This is a genomic window from Micromonospora sp. NPDC048868 (genome assembly GCF_043198195.1).
Classification (GTDB): Bacteria; Actinomycetota; Actinomycetes; order Mycobacteriales; family Micromonosporaceae; genus Micromonospora; species Micromonospora reichwaldensis.
Map to the genome: position 1 here is coordinate 510739 of NZ_JBICUN010000001.1, position 22447 is coordinate 533185.

The window sequence follows — 22447 nt, forward strand, 5'->3', positions numbered from 1 at the left end:
CGGGCCCGGCGCCCCCGACCCTGACCCCGGAGGGCCCGAGTGTCGCTCCCCACCCCCGGCCGCGTACGCCGGCACCACCGGCCCGCCGACCACACCGACCGGCTGTGGTCGGTACGCACCCAGCTGCTCGCGCCCATCCTGGTGGCCACGGTCGGCCTGGTGGTGCTGGGGGCGGCCCAGACCGCCACCGCCCTGGACGCCTCCGACGACGCGGACCGCGCCCGGGTGCTGGCCGGCACCGCGACGGCCACCGTGCGCCTCGTGCACGAGCTGGAACGGGAACTCGGCGAGACGGCGGCCCTGCGCCAGCGGGGCGGCAGCAGCGGACGGCCCCTCGTCGACGCGCAGCGACGGCGGGTCGACGCGTCCGTCGAGCGCTACCGCGGCGCCAGCCGGGACGCCCGCCGCGCCGCCCCCGACCTGCGCCAGGTGCTCGACGGCGCCGACGCGCAGCTCGGCCAGCTCGAACCGGCCCGCGGGTCCGCGCTGGGCGGCACCACCGCCGACCCGGCCTACCTCTCGCTCGTCGAGTCGCTGCTCGCCGTCGCCGACGCGCTGCCGGCCCAGCTGCGCGACCGGGAGCTGGCCAACGGGGCCCGGGAGGTGGCGGCCGTGGCCGCCCAGGAACACCTCGCCGCCGTGGAACGCGACCTGCTCCGCGCCGTCTTCGTGCGGGGCACGCTGGTGAACGGGGAACTGGTCCGCCTCGGCCAGTTGCGGGGCGCGCAGGAGCAGCGTCAGGCCGAGTTCTCCCGCATCGCGGGCCGGCCGGCGGCGGACGCGTACACCCGGCTGGTGGCCGGGACCGACGTCTCCACCGCCCGCCGGATGCGCGACAGCGCGCTCAACGTGGAGTCCGAGCCCGCCGGGCTGAAAACCGACGGCGACGCCTGGTACGTGGCCCAGAGCGGGGCCATCCGGCGGTACAACCTGCTCGGCCGGGAACTCTCCGAGGAACTCGACCGCAAGGCCGCCGGGCTGGCCCGCGACGCCCAGCGGCGGGCCCTGGTCACCGGTGGCGCGACCACCGCCGTCGCGCTGGCGTCGTTGACCGCCGCCGTGCTGCTCGCCGTCCGCACCAGCCGTCGCCTGCGCCGGCTGCGGGTCGCGGCGCTCACCATGGCGCACCGCGAACTGCCGGACCGGATCACCGCCATCGCCTCCGGTGACGGCGCGCCGACCGACGGCGCGGCCACCCGGCTGACCGCCGGCATCGGGCAGGGCCGGGACGAGATCGCCCAGGTCGCCCAGGCCTTCGACACGGTGAACCGGGCCGCCCTGCGCCTGGCCGGCGAGCAGGCCGAGGTGCGGATGGACGTGACCCGGATGGCCGAGGCCCTGGCCCGGCGCATCCGTACCCTGATCACCCGGCAGCTGCGGCTGCTCGACGAGTTCGAACGCGAGGAGACCGACCCGGACGCGCTGGCCCGGCTCTTCGCGCTGGACCACCTCGCCGCCCGCATGCGGCGCAACGGCGAGAACCTGCTGGTCCTCGCCGGAGGGGAGCCCGGCCGTACGCACGACGGCGCCCACCTGCTCGCCGACGTGGTGCGGGCGGCCGCCTCCGAGATCGAGGACTACCCGCGGGTGGAGGTCGACGTGCCGACCGCCGCGGTGCACGGCGCCGCCGTGGGCAACCTGGTCCACCTCCTCGCCGAGCTGCTGGAGAACGCCACCGTCTACTCCCCGCCGAACTCGCCGGTGTACGTCGACGGCCGGCGGACGATCGACGGCCTCACGCTGCGCGTGCACGACCAGGGCATCGGCATCAGCGACAGCCGCCTCGCCGCGATCAACGAGCGGCTGCTCGCCCCCGCGATGCTCTCCAGCGCCTCCGCCGGCAGCATGGGCCTGCACGTGGTGGCCCACCTGGCGGCCCGGCACGGGGTGCGGGTGCAGCTGCGCAACAGCGGCGCGGGCACCGTCGCACAGGTGGAGATCCCGGAGTCGGCGCTGACCCGCGTCGAGGACGTCGCCCCGCGTACCGCCCCGGAGGTACGCGCCCCCGCGCAGGCCGCCCCGCAGGTGCGCGCGCCGGCGCCACCCGTCCGGACGGTGCCCGCGCAGGCGCCGCCGCCCGTGCGTACGCAGGCGCCGGTCGTCCCCGCCCAGACCGCCTGGTTCCGGCCCCGGACCGGGACCGGCGGGCCCGCCACCCTGCCCGACCTGACAAGCGTCCACCACGCGCCGACGATCACGCTCCCGGTGCTCGGCGCGCGCCCGACCGGGTCGGGTGGCGCTGCGGTGCCGCCGTCCCGTCCCGCGTCGGCCCCGCCCGCGCCGCCCCCGCTCACCGGGGCCGGGCTGCCGCGCCGCACCCGGGGCGGCCAGCTGCCGGCCGCGCTGCACGAGGCCCCGACGGCGCGGCCGGCGGGCGACCTGCTCGACCCCGAGGTCGTGCGGTCCCGGCTGTCCTCGCTCGCCGAGGGAGTGGCCGCGGCGACCCGACGTACCCAGACGACACCCCCCAGGAGAATTTCATGACATATCCCGAGAGCGCCGGCCTGGACTGGCTTCTGACCAACTTCGCCGAACAGGTGCCGGACGTGTCGCACGCCCTCGCGGTCTCCGGCGACGGGCTGCGGCTGGCGGCCTCGCCCCACCTCGCGCCCGACCAGGTGGACCAGCTCTCCGCCGTGATCAGCGGCCTGGCCAGCCTGACCGTCGGTGCGGCCCGGCTGATGTCGGCCGGCCGCGTACGCCAGCAGATCGTCGACATGGACGGCGGGGTGATGCTGGTGATGGCGGTCGGCGAGCGCGCGCTCGTCGGGGTGCTCGCCGCGCCCGGCTGCGACCTCGGCCAGATCGGCTACGAGACCGCCATGCTGGTCCAGCGGGTGGCGGAGGCCCTGGAGCCGGCGGTCCGGGCGTGATCGGACGGTCCTCCCGGTTGCTGGCGGCCCTGCTGGTGACCGTGCTCGCCGCCGGTTGCGGCGCGGCCGAGGCCGGGCCGCAGCCCTGGCACGGTGGCCGGATCTTCCTCGCCACCGGCAACACCACAGGCGTCTACTACCAGCTCGGCGGCGGCTACGCGGACGTGATCAGCCGGCACCTGCCCGGCTACGAGGCACGGGCCGAGCCGACCGGCGCGTCGGTGGAGAACATCAACCGCCTGGCCAGCGGCGACATGGAGGTCGCCTTCAGCCTCGCCGACACCGCGGCCGACGCCGCCGCTGGGCGCGGGGCCTTCGAGGGCCAGCCCCAGCCGGTACGGGCGTTGGCCCGGGTCTACAGCAACTACACCCACGTCATCGTCCGCGCCGACGCGAAGGTCACCAAGCTGTCGGGCCTGCGCGGGAAGCGGGTCTCCACCGGCTCGCCGAAGTCCGGCACGGACATCATCGCCGGGCGTCTGCTGACCGCCGCCGGCCTCGACCCGGACCGGGACGTCGTCCGGGCCACGCTCTCCCTGCCGGAGACCGTGAAGCGGATGCGGGCCGGCACGCTCGACGCGATGTTCTTCTCGGGCGGCCTGCCCACGCCGGGCATCGCCGACCTGCTGGCCAGCGCGCCCGGCGAGTACGCGCTGCTGCCGATCGTCGACCTGATGGAGCCGCTCACCGCGCGCCACGGCTCGGTCTACACCACGGCGGAGCTGCCGAAGGAGGTCTACAAGACGAGGAGCGGCACGCCCACGGTCACGGTGGCGAACGTCATCCTGGTCAGCGCCGACATGCCCGAGCAGCTGGCGTACGACCTGACCCGGCTGCTCTTCGCCTACCAGGCCGACCTGGTCAAGGTGCACCCCGAGGCCGGCAACTTCACCCAGCAGAGCGCCTCGGGCACCGACCCGATCCCGCTGCACCCCGGGGCCGCGCGGTTCTACCAGCGCGGGTGACCCGCGCCGGTCAGACGTCCGCCGGGGCGGTGGCGGCGCGGGCCTCCGCCACGAGGCGGTCGGTCTCGGCGAGCACCTCGGGGTCGTCGGTCGGGGTGCCGGGGTCGAGACGGACCGTCCACGTGAGGCCGTCCACCCCCGGCACCCGGCGCGCCGCGACCCGGCCGGCGCCGCCGGGCACCGGGCGGTGCTGCGTGTACGCCACCGACCGGGTGACCCGCTCCCGCACCTGGTGCGGCAGCTCCCCGGGGTCGAGCAGCAGGTGGCTCTCGGCCGGGCCGTCGGCCACCACCAGGTAGCCGTCGCGCTCGGCGGACACCTCGGCCGGGGTCACCGTGAGCTGCCGGCCGGACCAGACCGCCTTGAGGATGTCGTGCCAGCCCAGCCTCTCCGCCCGGCCGGGCAGCCAGAGGCCGAGGTTGCTGGCCACGACGACCCCGTCGCCCTGGCCGTCGCCGACGGCGGCCCAGGCGAGCACCCGCTCCTCGGCGGCGAGCGGCGGCCGCTGGGCCGCGGGCAGCTTCGGCTTGCGGCGGAACAGTCCCATCTACAGTCCTCCCGCGGCCTGCTCGCGCAACGCCCGGGCGTGCTGTTCCAGCGACAGCAGCTCCCCGAAGGCGGCGAAGTACTCGTCCTTGTTGTTGACCGGGTTGATCCGCTGGATCCGGGACTTGAGGTCCCTGATCCGGCTGGTCACCGAGCCCCACTGCAACCGGGCCATGGTGATCGAGACGTAGCGCGGGTCGGGCTCGCCGTCGATGCGCAGCGGCTCCACCGCCAGTTCGCCGACGAGCGCCCGGGCGGCCAGGTCCTCGCAGGCGTCGCGGACCGACTCGATCCAGACCGCGCCGCCGGTGGCCGTGGCGACCCCGCCGACCGCCGCGACGGCCGCCCGCACCGCCACGTGCACGGGGTGCCGGTACTCCGACGCCTCGACCGCGTCGAACATCGGCCCGGCCAGCACCGGCTCCTGGAGAGCGAGCTTCAGCGCCTCCCGCTCGACCATCGACTGCGGGTTGTCGACGATCGGCTCCGCCGGGGCGGGCCGGGGCGCGGGCGGGGCGTCCCGGCCGGGTGCGGCCGAGGCGGCGGCGAGCACGGCCCGCTGCACCGGCTCGATCTCCATGCCGAGGTCGCCGGCGAGCTTGCGCACGTACTCCGGGCGCTTCTCCCGGTCCTTGAGCTTGGCCACCAGCGGCGCGGCCCGGCGCATGGCCTCGACCCGGCCGTCGACGGTGTCGAGGTCGAAGCGGTTGATCACGTGCCGCAGCGCGAAGTCGACAAGCGGCTCGCGGCGGGCGACCAGGTCGCGGACGGCCAGGTCGCCCTTGGCCAGGCGCAGGTCGCAGGGATCCATGTTGTCGGGGCTGACCGCGATGAAGGTACGCCCGACGAAGCGCTGGTCGTCCTCGAAGGCGCGCAGGGCGGCCTTCTGGCCGGCAGCGTCCCCGTCGAAGGTGAAGATGATCTCGCCGGCCACGTCGTCGGTGTCCATCAGCAGCCGGCGCAGCACCCCGATGTGGTCCCCGCCGAACGACGTGCCGCAGGTCGCCACGGCCGTCGGGACCCCGGCCAGGTGGCAGGCCATCACGTCGGTGTAGCCCTCGACCACCACCACCTTGCCCTGCTTGGCGATCTCCCGCTTGGCCTGGTCGATCCCATAGAGGACGTGCGACTTCTTGTAGATCGGCGTCTCGGGGGTGTTCAGGTACTTCGGGCCGTCGTCGTCGTCGAAGAGCTTGCGGGCGCCGAAGCCGATCACGTCGCCGGTGAGGTCGCGGATCGGCCACATCAGCCGGCGGCGGAACCGGTCGATCAGCGTGCCCGAGCGCGACGGGCGGGACAGCCCGGCGGTGACCAGCTCGTCGTGGCTGAAGCCCTGCTGACGCAGGTGCTTGGTGAGCAGGTCCCAGGCGTCGGGTGCGAAGCCGCAGCCGTAGCGCTCGGCGGCGGCCCGGTCGAAGCCGCGTCGGGCCAGGAACTCCCGGGCCGGACGCGCGCCGGCGGTGGTGAGCTGGCCGCGGTAGAACTCCACGGCGGCGGCGTGCGCGGCGACGAGGCGCTGCCGCTGCCCCTGCTGCGGGCGCGTGCGCGGCGCGGCGGGGTCGTTCTCGACGTAGCGCAGCTGGAGGCCGGCGCGGTCGGCGAGCCGCTCGACCGACTCGACGAAGCTGAGGTGCTCGGCGTCCATCAGGAACTTGATCGCGTCGCCGCCGGCGCCGCAGCCGAAGCAGTACCAGACGTTGCGGGCGGGCGAGACGTTGAACGACGGGCTCTTCTCGTCGTGGAACGGGCACAGCCCCTTGAGGTTGCCGCCGCCGGCCGACCTCAGGGTCACCGTCTCGGAGATGACGTCGGCGATCGAGCTGCGTTCCCGGACCAGCGCGATGTCCTCGTCCCGGATCCGCCCAGCCATGTCCGCCACCCCCTCGGCGTACATCCTGCCCTGCCGCACCGACACCGCGCCGCCGGGGGACGCCGCGTGTGGCGCCCACCGCCGTCACCTCGGCGCTCGCGCCCGCGACGGCCACCCCGCCCGGCGCGGCGTCCGGGCGGTCACGCCGGGTCAGCGCGGGCGCCGCAGGTAGCGCCGCACCGGCGGCGGGTCCTCCTCGTCGTACGACCGGGCCGCCCGGACGGCTGCGGCCAGGCCGGAGCGGCGGACCCGCGGCGGTGGGTTGACCGCCGGGTCCCGGGCCATGTCCCGGACCAGCGCGACGGCCAGGCCGAGCATCACCACGACGAAGGGCAGGGCGACGAGGATGGTCGCCTGTTGCAGCGCGTCCAGCCCGCCCACCAGCAGCAGTACGGCGGCGACCGCGCCGATCAGCACGCCCCAGACCACCACCAGCACGCGGTGCGGGCGCAGCGCGCCCCGGGAGGTCAGCGAGCCGAGCACCAGGGACGCCGAGTCGGCGCTGGTGACGAAGTACAGCGCGATCAGCACCATGGCCAGCACGCTGGTCAGCGTCGCCAGCGGCAGCGCGTCCAGCAGGCCGAAGAGAGCCTGCTCGGTGCCCGCCCCGACGTCGGCGACCAGGTCCCGGGCTCCGGTGGCCTGCGCCCGCAGCCCGCTCCCGCCCATCACGGCGAACCAGACCGCGCTGGCCCCGCTCGGCACCAGCAGCACCCCGACGACGAACTGCCGGACCGTGCGGCCCCGGGAGATGCGGGCGATGAAGGTGCCCACGAAGGGCGCCCAGGAGATCCACCACGCCCAGTAGAAGATCGTCCAGGAGCCGAGCCAGGACGGATCGGAGAAGGCCCCGGTGCGGGTGGACATGAAGACCAGGTTGCTCAGGTAGTCGCCGACCGAGGCCGGCAGGACCTCCAGCGTGTAGATGGTCGGCCCGACCGCGAAGACGAAGAGCATCAGCAGCACCGCCAACAGCACGTTGGTGGTGGAGAGCCACTTGATGCCCCGGTGCAGCCCGGAGAAGGCGGAGATGACGAAGGCCAGGGTGAGCGCGCCGATCACCACCAGCTCCACCGCGGTCGTGTCCGGAATCCCCGCCACCAGGTCGAGGCCGGCGGCGACCTGGAGCGCGCCGAGGCCGAGGCTGGTCGCCGAGCCGAACACGGTGGCGAAGACGGCCAGCAGGTCGATCGCGCGTCCGGCCGCGCCGTCGGCACGATCCCCGAGCACGGGCCGGAAGGCCGCCGAGATCCGGTTCTCCCGGCCCCTGCGGAAGGTCGAGTACGCCAGCGCGAGCGCCACGACCGCGTAGATCCCCCAGGGGTGCAGCGTCCAGTGGAAGAGGGTGTACTGCATCGCCGTCGCGCCGGCCGCGCCGGTCTGCGGTGCGACGCCGGTGGCCGGCGGAGGTGCGGCGTAGTGCTGGATGGGCTCGGCCACGGCGAAGAAGACCAGGCCGATCCCCATGCCGGCGCTGAACATCATGGCGACCCAGGCCAGCGTGCTGAACTCCGGTTCGTCGTCGTCGGCGCCGAGCCGGATCCGGCCGAACTTCGTCGCCGCGATGATCACCGAGAGCACCAGGAAGGCGTCGGCGGCCACCACGAAGAACCAGCCGAAGGTGTCGATGACCCAGGCCAGCCCGGACTCGCCGAAGCCCGCCAGGGAGCCTCGGGCCAGCACACCCCACGCCACCACGGCCAGTACGCCGCCGACGCTGAGCGCCAGCACCGTGCGGTCGATCCGGCCCACGGCCTGGTCCCGTACCTGCCCGCTCATGCGCCACCCCCTGCCCATCCTGCTGGGCAGGAGGGCGGCACACGGCGATATCGGGCGAACCTGCCCGGCCGGGGTCGGTCAGGCAGGGACGGCGGCGGCCTCCTCGGCCTCCACCTGCCGCTTCCAGTCGGGCTTGCTGGCCCGCCAGCCCTCGTCGTCCATGCCCCGGCGCCAGTAGCCGGAGATGGAGAGCCGCTCGCGGGGAACGGCGCGTTCGACGCGGAGCAGGCGGCGCAGATCCTTGACGAAGGTGGCCTCGCCGTGCACGAAGGCCTGCACGTCGCCGGGCGGGAACTCCAGGGCGCGGACGGCCGTGACCAGGGCCTCCCCGACCGGGCGGTCGCCCCGGTGCAGCCAGGTCAGGCGCACCGCGCCCGGGCTGGCCAGCGGCTGCTCCTCGGTCGGGTCGGCGACCTCGACGAAGACGGTGGCCGGGGCGCCGGCGGGCAGCCGCTCCAGGGCGGCGGCGATGGCCGGCAGCGCGCTCTCGTCGCCCACCAGGAGGTGCCAGTCGGCGTCGGGGCTGGGGGCGTACTCCCCGCCGGGGCCTACGAAGGGCACCGGGTCGCCGGGGCGCAGCGCGGCCGCCCACGGCCCGCCCAGCCCCACGTCACCGTGGTGCACGATGTCGACGGTCAGCTCGCCGGCCGACGCGTCCCAGGCCCGCACCGTGTACGCGCGCAGCCGGGGCCACTGCTCCCGGGGCAGGTCACGGCGGAGCGCGTTGAGATCCGCCGGGATCGGGTACCGCGTCCCCGGCGCCGGGAAGACGATCTTGATGTAGTGGTCGGTGAACTCGCCCACCGGCAGGCCGGCCAGCTCCTCACCCCCGAGCACCAGCCGGACGACGTGGGGGGTGGGCCGCTCGGTGCGCAGTACCCGGGCGGTGGTGACCTTGATGGGGCGCTCCGTCATGCCGGTTAGGCTAGCCTAAGTCCGCTCGCCTGCCCATCCCCGATCCGCCGTCGGCGGATGCCCACGCCCACCGCGCACCACCCGCGCGTGCCAGGCGACAGCCGCCGGGTCGGTCAGCGAGGCCACCTGGTCGATCACCACCCGGAGCCGGGCCGCGTCGTCCGGCGCGGCCGACCAGAGCGGGGCGAAGACGGGATCCAGCCCGTCCGGCGCCCGGTCGGCCAGGGCGTGCACCAACTCCGCCAGCACCTCCCGCTGCCGCCGGTAGCGGTCCCCCGCGCCGGGGCGACGCATCACGTACCGCAGGGCGATGCCCTTGAGCAGCGCGCACTGCGCCCCGATCCGCCGGGGCACCACCAGGTCGGCGGCGTAGCGGCGGTGCGGGCCCGGGCCGTACCGCTCCTGCGTGGCCGCCACCACCGTCGAGACGAAGCGGCCGGTAAGCACGCTGGTGGTGGCCTTCAGCACCGCCTGCGCGCGGTGACTGCCGTCGTAACCGGCCAGCGGGGCGAGCACCGGGTCGTCGAGCAGTTCCAGCAGCACGTCGCCGAGGTCGGCCGGGGACTCGCCGGAGTAGGTGGCGGCGACGTCGGCGCAGAGCGCGGCCCGCTCGTCGGGGTCGCGCAGCAGCGCACGCAGCGTCACGTACCCGCCGTGGATGCCGTCCTCGACGTCGTGCACCGAGTACGCGACGTCGTCGGCCCAGTCCATCACCTGCGCCTCCAGGCAGCGCCGGTCGTCACCCGGGCCGCCCGTACGCAGCCAGGCGAAGAGGGGGAGGTCGTCGTCGTACACCCCGAACTTGCGCTGCTCCCGGCGGCGGGGCCACGGGTACTTGCTGACCGCGTCGAGCGAGGCCCGGGTCAGGTTGAGGCCGGCGGACCTCCCGTCCGGGGCCACCACCTTGGCCTCCAGGCGGGTCAACACCCGCAGCGTCTGCGCGTTGCCCTCGAAGCCGCCGCAGCCGGCCGCGAGGTCGTCCAGCGCATCCTCGCCGTTGTGGCCGAACGGCGGGTGACCGAGATCGTGGGCGAGCCCCGCGGTGTCGACCACGTCCGGGTCGCAGCCCAGCCGGGCCCCCATCTCGCGGGCGATCTGCGCGACCTCCAGCGAGTGGGTCAGCCGGGTACGCAGGAAGTCGTCGGTGCCGGCCGTGTGCACCTGGGTCTTCGCGGCCAGCCGCCGGAACGCCGCCGAGTGCAGCACCCGGGCGCGGTCCCGCTCGTACGCCGACCGCCCGTGACCGGTGTCCTTCGGCGGCTCGTCGACCCAGCGGGCGACGTCCGGGTCGTCCGGCCCGGGAGGCTCAGTCCTCACGCTGCCGCAGCACGCAGAACTCGTTGCCCTCCGGATCGGCCAGCACGGTCCACCCGCTGTCGCCCTGCCCCACGTCGACGTGCCGGGCGCCCATGTCGACCAGCCGCTCGACCTCGGCCTCCCGGTCGTCGGGACGAAGGTCGATGTGCAGCCGGTTCTTGGTCGTCTTGTCGTCGGTCACCGGCACGAAGACGATGCCCGGCAGCCGGTCGGCGGACCGGCGGATCTCCACCTCGTCCGGCTGCTCGGTGACCACCTGGTAGCCCAGCGCCTCGGCCCACCAGCGGGCGAGCCGGGCGGGGTCCCGGGCGTCGACGGTCAGGCTCTCCCAGGCGCTGCTCATGCCGATCAGGTTACGCCCGCGCGCCGCGAACGGCGCGCCGCCGGCGCGCGCCCGACGGCTACGCAACCTCCGAACAGTCGAGAGTTGTCGACCGATCGCCGACGGTTACGGGATCGCGGTCCGGCATGGCCGCCGGTAGCGTTCCCAGCGCGGAACGTGACCAGACTGAGGGCCCGACGGTGGGGAGACGCCCGTGAACGCGGACACGATGATGGGAACGGAACTGTCGGAGTTGCGCCGGCGCCGCCCGGAGGTGGCGGGCACGGTGCTGGCCGGCACCGACGGCCTGCTGATCTCCAGCGACCTGCCGACGACGGACGCCACCCACCTGGCCGCGCTCGCGGCGGCCAGCTTCGGCCTCGGCCACCGGGTGGCCGACACCGTGCGGCACGGCGAGTTCCGGGAATCGGTGGTCCGCACCTCGACCGGCGCCGTCGTCACCTATCCTGCCGGGCGCAACGCCCTGTTGACGCTGGTCGCCGACGCCAGCGTCGACCTGGACGAGCTGCACGCCGACGCGCGGGCGGTGGCCCGGCGCACCGGCTCGGTGCTGGACACCAGCCGCCTGATCGGGGCGGCGACGGTGCCCGAGGCGCACGCCCGGCTCTCGGCCCGCACCTCGGGCGGCAGGCTGCCCCGGCGCGTCACCCCCCACACCTGGCGCCGCCCGCCGGTCTGAGCAACCCCCGGGAGCCGGTGCGCGACCGGCTCCCGACCCACGGTGCGGTCGCGCCGGCACGGGCCGCCCGCACGGCAGCGGCGGCGGATTCCGCTCCCCCGGGTCCGCCGCCGGCCTGTCGTCCTCGCGCGTCAGCGGCTGTCGGAGCCGTCCGTCTCCACCGCCGCGCGGCCGGCCTCCAACCGGGCGACGGGCACCCGGAAGGGCGAGCAGGACACGTAGTCCAGGCCGACCTCGTGGAAGAAGTGCACCGACTCCGGGTCGCCGCCGTGCTCGCCGCAGACGCCGAGCTTCAGCTCCGGCCGGGCCGCCCGGCCCTCCTCCGCGGCGATGCGCACCAGCCGGCCCACGCCGTCGCGGTCGATCGACTCGAACGGCGAGATGCCGAAGATGCCCAGCTCCAGGTAGCGCCAGAAGAACGCGCCCTCGACGTCGTCGCGGGAGAACCCCCAGCCCATCTGGGTCAGGTCGTTGGTGCCGAAGGAGAAGAACTGCGCCGCCTCGGCGATCTGGCCGGCGGTCAGCGCCGCCCGGGGCACCTCGATCATCGTGCCGATCAGCACCTCGACGCCGCTGTCCCCGACCACCTCGGCGATGATCTTCTCGGCCTCGGCGCGGACCGTCTCCAGCTCCTGCACCGCGCCGACCAGGGGGACCATGATCTCCGGCCGGGCCACCGCGCCGCTGCGGGTTACGGTGACCGCGGCCTCCGCGATCGCCCGGACCTGCATGGCGAACAGACCGGGGATGACCAGGCCGAGGCGGACGCCGCGCAGGCCCAGCATCGGGTTCTCCTCGTGCATCCGCCGCACGGCGGCGAGCAGCGCCTCCTCCTGCGCCACGTCCTCGCCGCGCTCCTGGGCGACCGCCACGTTGACCGCGAGCTGCTCCAGCGGGGGCAGGAACTCGTGCAGCGGCGGGTCGATCAGCCGGACGGTGACGGGCATTCCGTCCATCTCCCGGAAGATCTCCTCGAAGTCGGCGCGCTGCAACGGGAGCAGCGCGGCCAGCGCGGCCTCCCGCTCGGTGTTGTCGCGGGCCAGGATCAGCCGCTCGACCAGCTCGCGCCGGTCGCCGAGGAACATGTGCTCGGTGCGGCAGAGACCGATGCCCTCCGCGCCGAAGCGCCGGGCCCGGGCGGCGTCCGCGCCGGTGTCGGCGTTCGTGCGGACGGCCAGCCGCCGCCTGCCGTCGGCGTGCGACATGATCCGGTGTACGGCCCGGACCAGCGGATTGTCGACGTGCTCGGGGTCGAGGCTGCCCTCGAAGTACTGCACCACCTCCGACGGCATGACCGGCACCTCGCCGAGGTAGACCTTGCCGGTGGTGCCGTCGATGGAGACGACGTCGCCCTCGACGACGGTCTGCCCGCCGACGACGAACCGGCGCTGCGGGACGTTGACCTCGATCTCGTCGGCGCCGGAGACGCAGGTCTTGCCCATGCCCCGCGCCACCACCGCGGCGTGGCTGGTCTTGCCGCCGCGCGACGTGAGGATGCCCTGGGCCGCGATCATGCCGTTGAGGTCGTCGGGGTTGGTCTCGCGCCGGACCAGGATCACCGACTCCCCCTCGGCGGCCAGTTCGACCGCGCGGGCGGAGGTGAAGACCACCTTGCCCGACGCCGCGCCCGGCGACGCCCCGATGCCCTTCGCCACCGGCTGGAACTCGTGGTCGAGCCGGAACCGGGGGAACATCAGCTGGGCGAGCTGCGCGCCGTTGACCCGGTGCAGCGCCTCGTCGAGGTCGATCAGGCCCTCGTCGACGAGCTGCCCGGCGATGACGAACGCCGCGGCGGCGGTGCGCTTGCCGACGCGGGTCTGGAGCATCCAGAGCTTGCCGCGCTCGATGGTGAACTCGATGTCGCAGAGGTCCCTGTAGTGGCCCTCCAGCCGGGCCATGATGCCGAGCAGCTCGTCGTAGGACTTCTTGTCCAGGCGCTCCAGCTCCTGCAACGGCACGGTGTTGCGGATGCCCGCGACCACGTCCTCGCCCTGGGCGTTGGCCAGGTAGTCGCCGTAGATGCCCTGGGCGCCGCTGGCGGGGTCGCGGGTGAACGCGACGCCGGTGCCGGAGTCCGGGCCGAGGTTGCCGAAGACCATCGCCACCACGTTGACCGCCGTGCCCAGGTCGGCCGGGATCCGCTCCTGGCGGCGGTAGAGCACCGCGCGCTCGGCGTTCCACGACTCGAAGACCGCGCGGATGGCCAGGTCGAGCTGCTCGCGCGGCTCCTGCGGAAACTCCCGGCCGGTGTGCTTGAAGAAGATCTTCTTGTACGCGTCGACCAGCCCCCGCAGGTCGTCGGCGTCGAGGTCGAGGTCGTCGTGGGTGCCCTTGGCCCGCTTGGCGTCGTCGAGCGCGTGCTCGAACTCCTCGCCCGGCACCTCGCACACCGTCTTGCCGAACATCTGGATCAGGCGGCGGTAGGAGTCCCAGGCGAACCGGTCCGCGCCGCCGGAGGTCTGCGCGTCCGCGCCGCTGGCCTGTCGCGCGAGCCCCTGGACGCTGCGGTCGTTGAGGCCGACGTTGAGGACGGTCTCCATCATGCCGGGCATGGAGAACTTGGCACCGGAGCGGACGGACACCAGCAGCGGGTCCTCCGGGTCACCGAGGCGCTTGCCCATCGCCTGCTCCAGCGACGCGAGGTGCGCGGCGATCTGATCGGCCAGGCCGTCCGGCTCCTCCCCGGTGACGAGGTACGCCTTGCAGGCCTCCGTGGTGATCGTGAAGCCCGGTGGGACCGGCAGGCCGAGATTGGTCATCTCGGCCAGGTTGGCCCCCTTGCCACCGAGCAGTTCCTTGAGATCCTTGTTGCCCTCGGCGAAGGCGTACACGTACTTGTGTTCCACCGTCTCCTGCTTTGCCACCAGAGCCCTCCCACGCGCGCCGGTCCGACACTTAACGAAGGTTCAGTCGCTCTCATACCCCGGGACGGGCCACCGGCAATCCCGGTGCCAAGCCGGCCGGTGGGCGAAGGCTAAGCGAACATCGAGGGGCTCGGGACCGTTCGGTGACAATAGGCACAGCCATCCCGACTATCCGCGTTCGTACCGGTTTTTGGGAACGCTTCCACGCGCACGATCACGCATTTACGGCTCCGCCTCGTATCCTTGGCCGCACGCTTTTCGGTGAACCTCACCTTTGCCATAACCGCCGCAAATACACCCCTCGGAGCCGACGCCGTGCCAGCCGTCCCCACCGCCGCCCCGGAGCCGCTCGACCCGTCCCGCGCCGCCGGGGTGGACGAGCGGGAGCCCGGCCACCACACCCTGCCGGTCCACGAACCGGCCGCCGCCGAGCTGGCCCGGGCGGCGACCCGGGCCGCCGACGACCTGCTCGCCCCGCCACCGGGGGCCGCCGACGACCTGCCCGTCACGCCGGCCCGGGTCCGGCTGGGCGACGTCGTGCCCGCGCCGGAGCGGGTCACGCCGGTCCCGGGCGCGGACTTCGTCCTCACTCCCGACGCGGCGATCCGGGTGAACGGCGACGACGCCCGCGCCGTCGCCGGACAGCTGGCCGCCCTGCTCCGGCCGGCCACCGGCTACCCGCTGCCGGTGACCGACGCCACCCGACCGGAGCCGGCCGGCGGCATCACCCTGACGCTGGCCGCCTCCGCCGACCTCGGCCCGGAGGGCTACCGGCTCGACGTGACGCCCGACGGCGTACGGATCGAGGCCGCCACCCCGGCTGGGCTCTTCCACGGCGTGCAGACGCTGCGGCAGCTCCTGCCCGCCGCCATCGAGAGCCCGGTGCCGGTAGCCGAGCACTGGGCGCTGCCCGGCGGCTCGATCACCGACCGGCCCCGCTTCCCCTACCGGGGGGCGATGCTCGACGTGGCCCGGCACTTCTTCGGCGTACCGGACGTGCTGCGGGTGATCGACCACCTGGCCCGCTACAAGCTCAACCACCTGCACCTGCACCTCACCGACGACCAGGGCTGGCGGATCGCGATCGACTCCTGGCCCCGGCTCGCGGAGGTCGGCGGGGCGGTCGAGGTGGGCGGCGGCCCGGGCGGGCACTACACGCGCGACGACTACCGGCGGATCGTCGCCTACGCCGCCGAGCGGCACGTCACCGTGGTGCCGGAAATCGACCTGCCGGGGCACACCAACGCCGCGCTGACCGCGTACGGCGAGCTGGCTCCGGACGGCACCGCGCCGCCGCCGTACACCGGCACCGAGGTCGGCTTCAGCTACGTCGACCCCACAAACGAGCGGACGTACGAGTTCGTCGCCGACGTGCTGGGCGAGATCGCGGCCCTTACCCCCGGGCCGTGGCTGCACATCGGGGGCGACGAGGCGTTCAAGGTACGTCCCGACGCGTACGCGGCCTTCGTCGAGCGGACCCAGCGCATCGTCGCCGCAACCGGCAGGACGGTTGTGGGCTGGCACCAGATCGCGCCCGTCGCGCACGCCGAGGGGCGGGTGCTCCAGTGGTGGGGCACCAAGGGCGAGGACCCGGTCACGGCGGACGCCGTCCACCGGGGCGCCCGACTCCTCCTCTCCCCTGGTAACCACGCCTACCTCGACATGAAGTACGCCCCGGACACCCCCATCGGGCACGACTGGGCCGGCCTGATCGACGTGCGGCGGGCGTACGACTGGGATCCCGGCACCCACGTCGCCGGCGTGCCGGCCGACGCGGTGCTGGGCGTGGAGGCGCCGCTGTGGACCGAGTCGGTCACCTCGCGGGCCGAGGTCGAGTTCATGCTCTTCCCGCGCCTGCCCGCGATCGCCGAGTTGGGCTGGTCGCCCCGCGCGACGCACGACTGGGCCGGGTTCCGCGACCGGCTGGCCGGCCACGGCCCGCGCTGGACCGCGGCCGGCATGGCCTTCCACCGCTCGCCGGAGATCCCCTGGCCCGCTGAGCGGCCAGCTCCCACAAGGCGGCAGGCGACGATCCCCACCCAGGCCGGCCACCCGACTCCCAGCGCGCCGCAAACGGCCATCGCCACTCAAACCGGCCACCCGACTCACAGCGCGCCGCAAACGGCCATCCCCACCCAGACCGGCCCCGAGGAAGCCCCCGCGCCAGGCCCGTCCGCCTGACGCCCCACGCCCAACGCCCCCATCCCCGCCGCGGTGGCGGTCGCCGCCGCCATCGCGGTCGTCACCGGGTCACCTGGCTCACCCGGTTACTGGGTCACCCGGCTCACGGGTCCACCGGATCACCGGATCACCGGATCACCGGATCACCGGATCACCGGATCACCGGTGGAGATCTTGGTAGGAGATGGCCCCTGGAGGGGCGGTTTCTCACCAAGATCTCCGGTAGGAGCCCAGCGGACGGACGCGAGAGTGGGCACCGCCGGGGTGTGGCCCACCGTGCTCGGCGCAGGGACGGGGCGGTGGCGGTCGCCGCTGCCGTCGCGGTCGCGGTCACTGTGGCGGTCACGGGTGCCGTGACGGTCACAGGTGCCGTGGACGGTCACGGGTCGTCGCCATCGCCGTCGCGGATGCCTCTCGATCTCGGGACAGGGCGGTTCCACCTGACGCGTCACGCAGGGCACGTACCGCCAGTTGCCGTGGTGCCCATTGCTGGCGGGCACGCGGACAGGCGGCACGGATGCGCTCCTCGGGCGCTGTCGAGCTGATGTCGTAGACGATTCAGCGGTGCCCGTCCGTCCCAGGCCGGAGAGGCGTGGGATTGGCGCGGAAAGAAGTCGCGGTTCGTGCCGTCAGGGCAGCGTGAGTCGTCTACGACATCAGCTCGACAGCGCGCCCGCCGCCCCATGCTGCACCCGACGACCGACGGCGGCGGACTGCGGCGGGCTGCGGCGGGGTGCGGAGCCGTGGGAGCTTTGTCCGCTTCGCGGTGTCCGAGTCCGTGCCTGGATGTCGCCGCTGTCCGGTGCGTCCCGTGGCCGACGCCACCTCGGCGGCGGAATCGTGGGCCGGTGCGGGTCGTTGAACATGGCATACCCACGGCGCTCCCCCGCGCCACGATGGCCCGAGCGGCCGGCGGAATGACTGGCCGACCCGGGTCGTTGAGACATCCCGGACGCCCGAGCAGGCCCCCCACCGCCGGAGTGATCCGTTCTGACTTCCCCCCTCGCGGCACGCCGCTCCCCCGCGCGTCCGCGTACCCCCGATCGAAAGGTGCTGCCATCATGCGTACCGACATCCTGCGTAAGACCGCTCTGACCGCTGCCGGGCTCGCCTTCACCGGCGGCGCCATCGCCGGCCCCGTCACCACCGCCCTCGCCGCCCCCACCACCCCCGCGTCCGCCACGGTCACCCAGGACCGCAAGGGCGGCGAGCGCGAACTCGGCGTGCGCTACGAAGCACAGCCCAACTTCTACTACTGCGGCCCCGCCGCCGCCCGCAACGCCCTCAGCGTCCAGGGCAAGAACATCGACGTCGACGGCATGGCCCAGCGCATGGGCACCACCGAAGCCGGCACCAACTCCATCAACGACATCACCCCCGTCCTCAACAAGGAAACCGGCAAGGACGCCTACCAGTCCGTCGAGATCCCCGGCGCCAAGGCCGACGACAAGCAGACCGACAAGCTACGCGGCGACATCGTCACCGCCATCGACGAAGGCCACGCCATCGTCGCCAACATCGCCGGCACCGCCACCGACACCGACGGCACCACCCACTCCTTCGAAGGCGGGCACTACATCAGCGTCGTCGGCTACCGCGACAACGGCAACACCGTCACCATCGCCGACTCCGCGGACCCCAACCAGGCCTCCTACCGGATGAGCGTCGACAACCTCGCCGACTGGATCGCCACCCGCGGCTACACCGCCTGACACACACCCGCGACACGCACCACCCAGCGATACCCAACGAAAGGGCCGGCCCCACAAGGGGCCGGCCCTTTCGTCGTCTCTCACCTTCACCCCAGCGTCCGTAGCCGGGTAGGCCGGGGCCGAGCCGAAGCCGAGGCCCAGGGCGGCAGCCGGGGCCGAGCCGCAGCCAGAGCCCGGGGCAGCTGAGTCTTCACCTTCATCCGGCGTCCGCAGCAGAGCAGGCCGGACCGCGTCGCAGCCGAGGCCCGGGGCGGGAGCCGGGAGCCGAGGCGGGAGCCGGGAGCCGAGCCGGGAGCCGGGAGCCGAGCCGGGAGCCGAGCCGGGAGCCGGGAGCCGAGCCGGGAGCCGAGCCGGGAGCCGGGAGCCGAGCCGGGAGCCGAGGCCCAGGGTGACGGCCGGGGGCTCAGCCGCCCGAGTCTGCCAGTTCGGCGCCCTCCGGGACGGTGTCGTCGTCGCGGCTGGCCAGCCAGCCGTCCGGCAGGAAGACCTTCCCGGGCGAGTTGGTGCGGCCGCGCGGCTGGCCCAAGGTGGACACGGGGAAGGGCTCGGTCGGGTCCAGCTTGGCGAGCAGGTCGTCGAGCTGGGCCAGGCTCTCGATCATGGCCAGCTCGCGGCGCAGCTCGCTGCCGACCGGGAAGCCCTTGAGGTACCAGGCGACGTGCTTGCGGAAGTCGGTGCAGCCGTCCCGCTCGCCCCGGGCGGGGGTACGGGAGCCGGCGGTGAACTGGTCGACCAGCAGTTCGGCGTGGCGGCGCATCGTCAGCGCCACCTCGCCGAGGGTGGGCAGGCGGCGTTCCGGGCGGCCGTCGAACGCGGCCTCCAGGTCGGCGAAGAGCCACGGACGGCCCAGGCAGCCCCGGCCGATCACCACCCCGTCGACGCCCGTGTGCGCCACCATCCGCAGCGCGTCGTCGGCCTCCCAGATGTCGCCGTTGCCGAGCACCGGCACGTCGAGGGCCTGCTTGAGCGTCGCGATGGCGTCCCAGTCCGCCGTGCCGGAGTAGCGCTGCGCGGCCGTACGCCCGTGCAGGGCGACCGACGCCACGCCCGCGTCCTGGGCGGCGAGGCCCGCTTCGACGTACGTCAGGTGGTCGTCGTCGATGCCCTTGCGCATCTTGACCGTGACCGGCACCCCGGCGGGTGACGCGGCGTCCACCGCGGCCCTGACCAGCCGCGCGAAGAGCCGGCGGCGCCACGGCAGCGCCGAGCCGCCGCCCTTGCGGGTGACCTTGGGGACCGGGCAGCCGAAGTTGAGGTCGATGTGGTCGGCGAGGTCCTTCTCCACCACGATCCGCACGGCGGCGGCGGTGATCTCGGGGTCGGTGCCGTAGAGCTGGAGGCTGCGGGGTCGCTCGTCGTCGCCGAACGCGATCATGCGCAGCGTCTTCGGGTTCCGCTCGACAAGCGCGACGGTGGTGATCATCTCGCAGACGTAGATGCCGCCGCCCTGTTCCCGGCAGAGCTGCCGGAAGCCGACGTTGGTGATGCCGGCCATCGGCGCGAGCACCACCGGCGGCCACACCTCGTGCCGCCCGATGGACAACGGGCGCAGCGCGGGCGCAGTCACAGCAGTCACCGGACAAGTGTAAGGGGCCCCGGCCGGCGCGTTTCCGCGCTGGCCCGGGCCCCTTGGACAGCTCAGCAGCCGGGGAGGCGCTCGATCAGGTAGCGCTCGACCTGGTCCAGCGCGATGCGCTCCTGGGCCATGGTGTCCCGGTTCCGGACGGTCACCGCGTTGTCGTCCAGGGTGTCGAAGTCGACAGTCACGCAGAACGGGGTGCCGATCTCGTCCTGGCGGCGGTAGCGGCGGCCGATCGCCTGCGAGTCGTCGAACTCCACCACCCAGCGCTTGCGCAGGTCGGCGGCGAGGCCCTTCGCCTTCGGCGAGAGCGCCTCGTTGCGCGACAGCGGCAGCACGGCCACCTTGACCGGGGCCAGCCGCGGGTCGAAGCGCATCACCGTGCGCTTGTCCACGCCGCCCTTGGTGTTCGGCGCCTCGTCCTCGTCGTACGCCTCCAGCAGGAACGCGAGCACCGCGCGGGTGAGGCCGGCGGCCGGCTCGATGACGTACGGCATCCAGCGCTCGCCCCTGGCCTGGTCGAAGTAGGACAGGTCGACGCCGGAGTGCTTGCTGTGCGTGGTGAGGTCGAAGTCGGTGCGGTTGGCGATGCCCTCCAGCTCCGCGAACTCGGTCCCGCCGAACTGGAAGCGGTACTCGATGTCGACGGTGCGCTTCGAGTAGTGGGAGAGCTTCTCCTTCGGGTGCTCGTAGAAGCGCAGGTTGCTCTCCGACAGGCCCAGGTCGAGGTACCAGTTCCAGCGCTCGGAGAGCCAGTACTCGTGCCACTGCTCGTCCGAGCCCGGCTCGACGAAGAACTCCATCTCCATCTGCTCGAACTCGCGGGTACGGAAGATGAAGTTGCCCGGGGTGATCTCGTTGCGGAACGACTTGCCGGTCTGGGCGATGCCGAACGGCGGCTTCTTGCGGGCGACCGTCTCGACGTTCTTGTAGTTGACGAAGATGCCCTGGGCGGTCTCGGGCCGCAGGTAGTGCATGCCCTCCTCGCTCTCGACCGGGCCGAGGAAGGTCTTCATCAGGCCGTTGAACATCTTCGGCTCGGTGAAGGTGCCCTTGTTGCCGCAGTTCGGGCAGTTCAGCTCGGTCAGCGAGGCCGGCGGCTTGCCGTGCTTGGCCTCGTACGCCTCCTCGAGGTGGTCGGCCCGGAACCGCTTGTGGCACGACTGGCACTCGGTCAGCGGGTCGACGAAGGCGTCCAGGTGGCCGGAGGCGGCCCAGACGTCGCGGGCCAGGATCACGGCGGAGTCGAGGCCGACCACGTCGTCTCGCTGCTGGACCATCGTCTTCCACCACTGCCGGCGGACGTTCTCCTTCAGCTCCACGCCGAGCGGACCGTAGTCCCACGCCGACCGGGTGCCTCCGTAGATCTCGCTGGAGGGGAAGACGAAGCCTCGGCGCTTGGCGAGGCTGACGACGGCGTCGATACGGTCGGCTGGCATGTTTCCTCCTACGCCGACTGGCGGTCGGCGGGGACGCGGTAAGGACGGAAGGAACAGTTCGGGACAACGGTACGACCCGTGCCGTCCCGGGCCCAGCAGAATACCGGGGGCGGGTCAGCTCACCCCGCACACCTCCATGCCGCCGGTCTGCTGGTCCTGCCCGAGGGTGACCTCCTGCCGGTCCTGTCGGCCGCCCGTGTAGGTGACGTCGACGGGCACGGTGAGGGAGACGGCGTCCACGTCGCCCACCCGGAAGGTCGCGATCTGCGGCTCGGCGGCCACCCGGCGCTCGAACTCGCGGCGTGACTCGCGCCGCTGCGCGTCGTCGCAGAGCTGGTCGTACGCCGCGCCGTACTTCCGCTCGACGAGCGCGCGGTAGTAGTCGGTGGAGACGGTGCGGCCCTGCTCGCGCACGGCCTGCACGCCGGTCACGGCCAGACCCACCACGGCCGCGCCGCCACCGCCGCAGCAGAGCAGCACGGCGAGCGCCCCGGCGCCCAGCCCGAGCCAGAGCCGGGTGTTGCGCCCCTCGGTGGGAGGCGCCGCGAACGGCGGGGTGACCCCCGGCCCGGCCGGCGGGGCGGGCACGCCCGGGTCCGCCGGCGGGCCGGGCACGGCGGGCGGCTGCGCCCCCTGCTGGCCGGGCGACGGAGGGTACGCCGGCGGGGTCGCCGGTCCGGGAGCGGTCATGCAAGCAATGTAGTGCCCACGGGCTCAGCGGTAAGGACCAGCGGCCCGATCGCTGGCGGCCGCGACGACGTCCCCGCCCGGGGCGGCGGTGGCGAGCGCCTCGTACGCCGACGGTTCGTCGAGCGACTCGGCGAGCAGCGGCACAGCGGTGATCTTGACGTCGAAGCCGCCCAGGGCCCGCCGGTAGGTGCCGACCGACTCCCACTCGGTGACCAGGCACCAGTGCCGGGGGTCGTCCAGCGCCCGGACCAGTTGGCCGCGCAGGTAACCGGGGCGGGCCGCGAGGGCGGCGAGGGCGGCGTGCGCCCGCTCGGTGAACTCGTCGGCGACATCGACGTCCACCACGAACCGGTTCGTCACCAGCACGGGGTTCCTCCTCGTAGAGTCTGTGGGATGCAGCGTACGCAGAGCCGGATGCCGGCCCGGTTGGCCCGGGCGAACCCGACGACGGTGTTCCTGGTCACCCTCGTGCTGGTGCTTGTCGCGTTCTTCACCCCCGGCGTGGTCGGCGGGCTGTTGACCCTGCTGCTCGCCGCGGCCGTGGCCGCGCTGCTGGTCACCACCTGGTCGGTGCAGACGGCGCCGACCCGGGTGATCCGGCTGGTGGCGCTCACCCTGCTGGTCACCGCGGGCCTGGTGAAGCTGCTCTGACATGCAAGCATGCGTTTTTGACAATCATTATCGTTGTCGCGGAG

17 protein-coding genes and 1 pseudogene are annotated in these 22447 nt (G+C 73.7%); 7 read left to right on the top strand and 11 right to left on the bottom strand.

The window, feature by feature from the left end; genetic code table 11:
- Positions 1–39: 39 nt before the first annotated feature.
- From ACGFNF_RS02395 to ACGFNF_RS02405, 3 genes are read left to right on the top strand one after another with little or no spacing between them, the layout of a single operon-like run.
- Positions 40–2484, top strand: coding sequence for a nitrate- and nitrite sensing domain-containing protein (locus ACGFNF_RS02395; RefSeq protein ID WP_393165231.1), 2445 nt, complete (start codon positions 40–42; stop codon positions 2482–2484).
- On the top strand, positions 2481–2873 hold the full coding sequence (locus ACGFNF_RS02400) for a roadblock/LC7 domain-containing protein (protein ID WP_357580303.1): 393 nt from the start codon (positions 2481–2483) through the stop codon (positions 2871–2873). Before ACGFNF_RS02395 ends, ACGFNF_RS02400 begins: the two co-directional genes overlap by 4 nt.
- The gene (locus ACGFNF_RS02405) at positions 2870–3838 is read left to right on the top strand and encodes a TAXI family TRAP transporter solute-binding subunit (protein ID WP_357580304.1); all 969 of its coding nucleotides are present in this window, start codon (positions 2870–2872) and stop codon (positions 3836–3838) included. Before ACGFNF_RS02400 ends, ACGFNF_RS02405 begins: the two co-directional genes overlap by 4 nt.
- A 10-nt stretch (positions 3839–3848) precedes the next feature.
- On the opposite strand, the gene ACGFNF_RS02410 is transcribed toward ACGFNF_RS02405, so the two are convergent.
- The 6 genes from ACGFNF_RS02410 to ACGFNF_RS02435 form a co-directional block, all read right to left on the bottom strand.
- Entirely contained in the window at positions 3849–4385 is a 537-nt protein-coding gene (locus tag ACGFNF_RS02410; RefSeq protein ID WP_357580305.1) for a hypothetical protein, read from the bottom strand.
- On the bottom strand, positions 4386–6278 hold the full coding sequence (gene dnaG / locus ACGFNF_RS02415) for a DNA primase (RefSeq protein ID WP_357580306.1): 1893 nt from the start codon (positions 6276–6278) through the stop codon (positions 4386–4388).
- A 126-nt stretch (positions 6279–6404) separates the two neighbouring features.
- The gene (locus ACGFNF_RS02420) at positions 6405–8033 is read right to left on the bottom strand and encodes a BCCT family transporter (protein WP_357580307.1); all 1629 of its coding nucleotides are present in this window, start codon (positions 8031–8033) and stop codon (positions 6405–6407) included.
- A 78-nt stretch (positions 8034–8111) separates the two neighbouring features.
- Entirely contained in the window at positions 8112–8948 is an 837-nt protein-coding gene (locus ACGFNF_RS02425; RefSeq protein ID WP_357580308.1) for a siderophore-interacting protein, read from the bottom strand.
- 15 nt (positions 8949–8963) lie between these two features.
- Positions 8964–10265 (bottom strand): deoxyguanosinetriphosphate triphosphohydrolase, encoded by a 1302-nt coding sequence (locus ACGFNF_RS02430; protein ID WP_357580309.1) that lies wholly within the window; start codon positions 10263–10265, stop codon positions 8964–8966.
- On the bottom strand, positions 10255–10608 hold the full coding sequence (locus tag ACGFNF_RS02435) for a VOC family protein (protein ID WP_132236934.1): 354 nt from the start codon (positions 10606–10608) through the stop codon (positions 10255–10257). The genes ACGFNF_RS02430 and ACGFNF_RS02435 overlap by 11 nt, the downstream gene beginning before the upstream one ends.
- Positions 10609–10801: 193 nt before the next feature.
- Between ACGFNF_RS02435 and ACGFNF_RS02440 the strand changes: the two genes are divergently transcribed.
- Positions 10802–11287 carry a roadblock/LC7 domain-containing protein gene (locus tag ACGFNF_RS02440; protein ID WP_357580310.1) on the top strand — a complete coding sequence of 162 codons (486 nt, stop codon included), beginning with the start codon at positions 10802–10804 and terminating at the stop codon, positions 11285–11287.
- Positions 11288–11418: 131 nt separating this feature from the next.
- On the opposite strand, the gene ppdK is transcribed toward ACGFNF_RS02440, so the two are convergent.
- A complete protein-coding gene (gene ppdK / locus ACGFNF_RS02445; protein WP_393165234.1) occupies positions 11419–14151 on the bottom strand; it encodes a pyruvate, phosphate dikinase in 2733 nt (910 codons plus the stop codon).
- 315 nt (positions 14152–14466) lie between these two features.
- Here ppdK and ACGFNF_RS02450 point away from each other — a divergent pair.
- Positions 14467–16227 (top strand): annotated as a pseudogene (locus ACGFNF_RS02450) (beta-N-acetylhexosaminidase); the annotation flags it as partial.
- Between the two features lie 1166 nt (positions 16228–17393).
- Positions 17394–18044 carry a C39 family peptidase gene (locus tag ACGFNF_RS02455; RefSeq protein ID WP_393165236.1) on the top strand — a complete coding sequence of 217 codons (651 nt, stop codon included), beginning with the start codon at positions 17394–17396 and terminating at the stop codon, positions 18042–18044.
- Between the two features lie 403 nt (positions 18045–18447).
- Here ACGFNF_RS02455 and dusB read toward each other — a convergent pair whose 3' ends face one another.
- The 4 genes from dusB to ACGFNF_RS02475 all read right to left on the bottom strand — a co-directional run bounded on the left by dusB (position 18448) and on the right by ACGFNF_RS02475 (position 22118).
- Positions 18448–19611 carry a tRNA dihydrouridine synthase DusB gene (dusB, locus tag ACGFNF_RS02460; RefSeq protein ID WP_357577647.1) on the bottom strand — a complete coding sequence of 388 codons (1164 nt, stop codon included), beginning with the start codon at positions 19609–19611 and terminating at the stop codon, positions 18448–18450.
- 71 nt (positions 19612–19682) lie between these two features.
- The gene (locus tag ACGFNF_RS02465) at positions 19683–21062 is read right to left on the bottom strand and encodes a glycine--tRNA ligase (protein WP_357577584.1); all 1380 of its coding nucleotides are present in this window, start codon (positions 21060–21062) and stop codon (positions 19683–19685) included.
- A gap of 114 nt (positions 21063–21176) precedes the next feature.
- On the bottom strand, positions 21177–21650 hold the full coding sequence (locus ACGFNF_RS02470) for a hypothetical protein (RefSeq protein ID WP_132240457.1): 474 nt from the start codon (positions 21648–21650) through the stop codon (positions 21177–21179).
- Positions 21651–21776: 126 nt separating this feature from the next.
- On the bottom strand, positions 21777–22118 hold the full coding sequence (locus ACGFNF_RS02475) for an antibiotic biosynthesis monooxygenase (protein ID WP_151456936.1): 342 nt from the start codon (positions 22116–22118) through the stop codon (positions 21777–21779).
- Positions 22119–22145: 27 nt separating this feature from the next.
- Between ACGFNF_RS02475 and ACGFNF_RS02480 the strand changes: the two genes are divergently transcribed.
- Positions 22146–22403, top strand: a complete 258-nt coding sequence (locus tag ACGFNF_RS02480) for a hypothetical protein (protein ID WP_151456937.1) — start codon at positions 22146–22148, stop codon at positions 22401–22403.
- The last annotated feature ends 44 nt before the right edge of the window (positions 22404–22447 follow it).

Excerpts from the sequence above, each read along its gene's own strand:
- ACGFNF_RS02400 (WP_357580303.1), top strand. The coding sequence starts at position 2,481 with ATGACATATCCCGAGAGCGCCGGCCTGGACTGGCTTCTGACCAACTTC.
- ACGFNF_RS02410 (WP_357580305.1), bottom strand. The coding sequence starts at position 4,385 with ATGGGACTGTTCCGCCGCAAGCCGAAGCTGCCCGCGGCCCAGCGGCCG.
- dnaG (WP_357580306.1), bottom strand. The coding sequence starts at position 6,278 with ATGTACGCCGAGGGGGTGGCGGACATGGCTGGGCGGATCCGGGACGAG.
- ACGFNF_RS02420 (WP_357580307.1), bottom strand. The coding sequence starts at position 8,033 with ATGAGCGGGCAGGTACGGGACCAGGCCGTGGGCCGGATCGACCGCACG.
- ACGFNF_RS02425 (WP_357580308.1), bottom strand. The coding sequence starts at position 8,948 with ATGACGGAGCGCCCCATCAAGGTCACCACCGCCCGGGTACTGCGCACC.
- ACGFNF_RS02435 (WP_132236934.1), bottom strand. The coding sequence starts at position 10,608 with ATGAGCAGCGCCTGGGAGAGCCTGACCGTCGACGCCCGGGACCCCGCC.
- ACGFNF_RS02455 (WP_393165236.1), top strand. The coding sequence starts at position 17,394 with ATGCGTACCGACATCCTGCGTAAGACCGCTCTGACCGCTGCCGGGCTC.
- ACGFNF_RS02465 (WP_357577584.1), bottom strand. The coding sequence starts at position 21,062 with ATGCCAGCCGACCGTATCGACGCCGTCGTCAGCCTCGCCAAGCGCCGA.
- ACGFNF_RS02480 (WP_151456937.1), top strand. The coding sequence starts at position 22,146 with ATGCAGCGTACGCAGAGCCGGATGCCGGCCCGGTTGGCCCGGGCGAAC.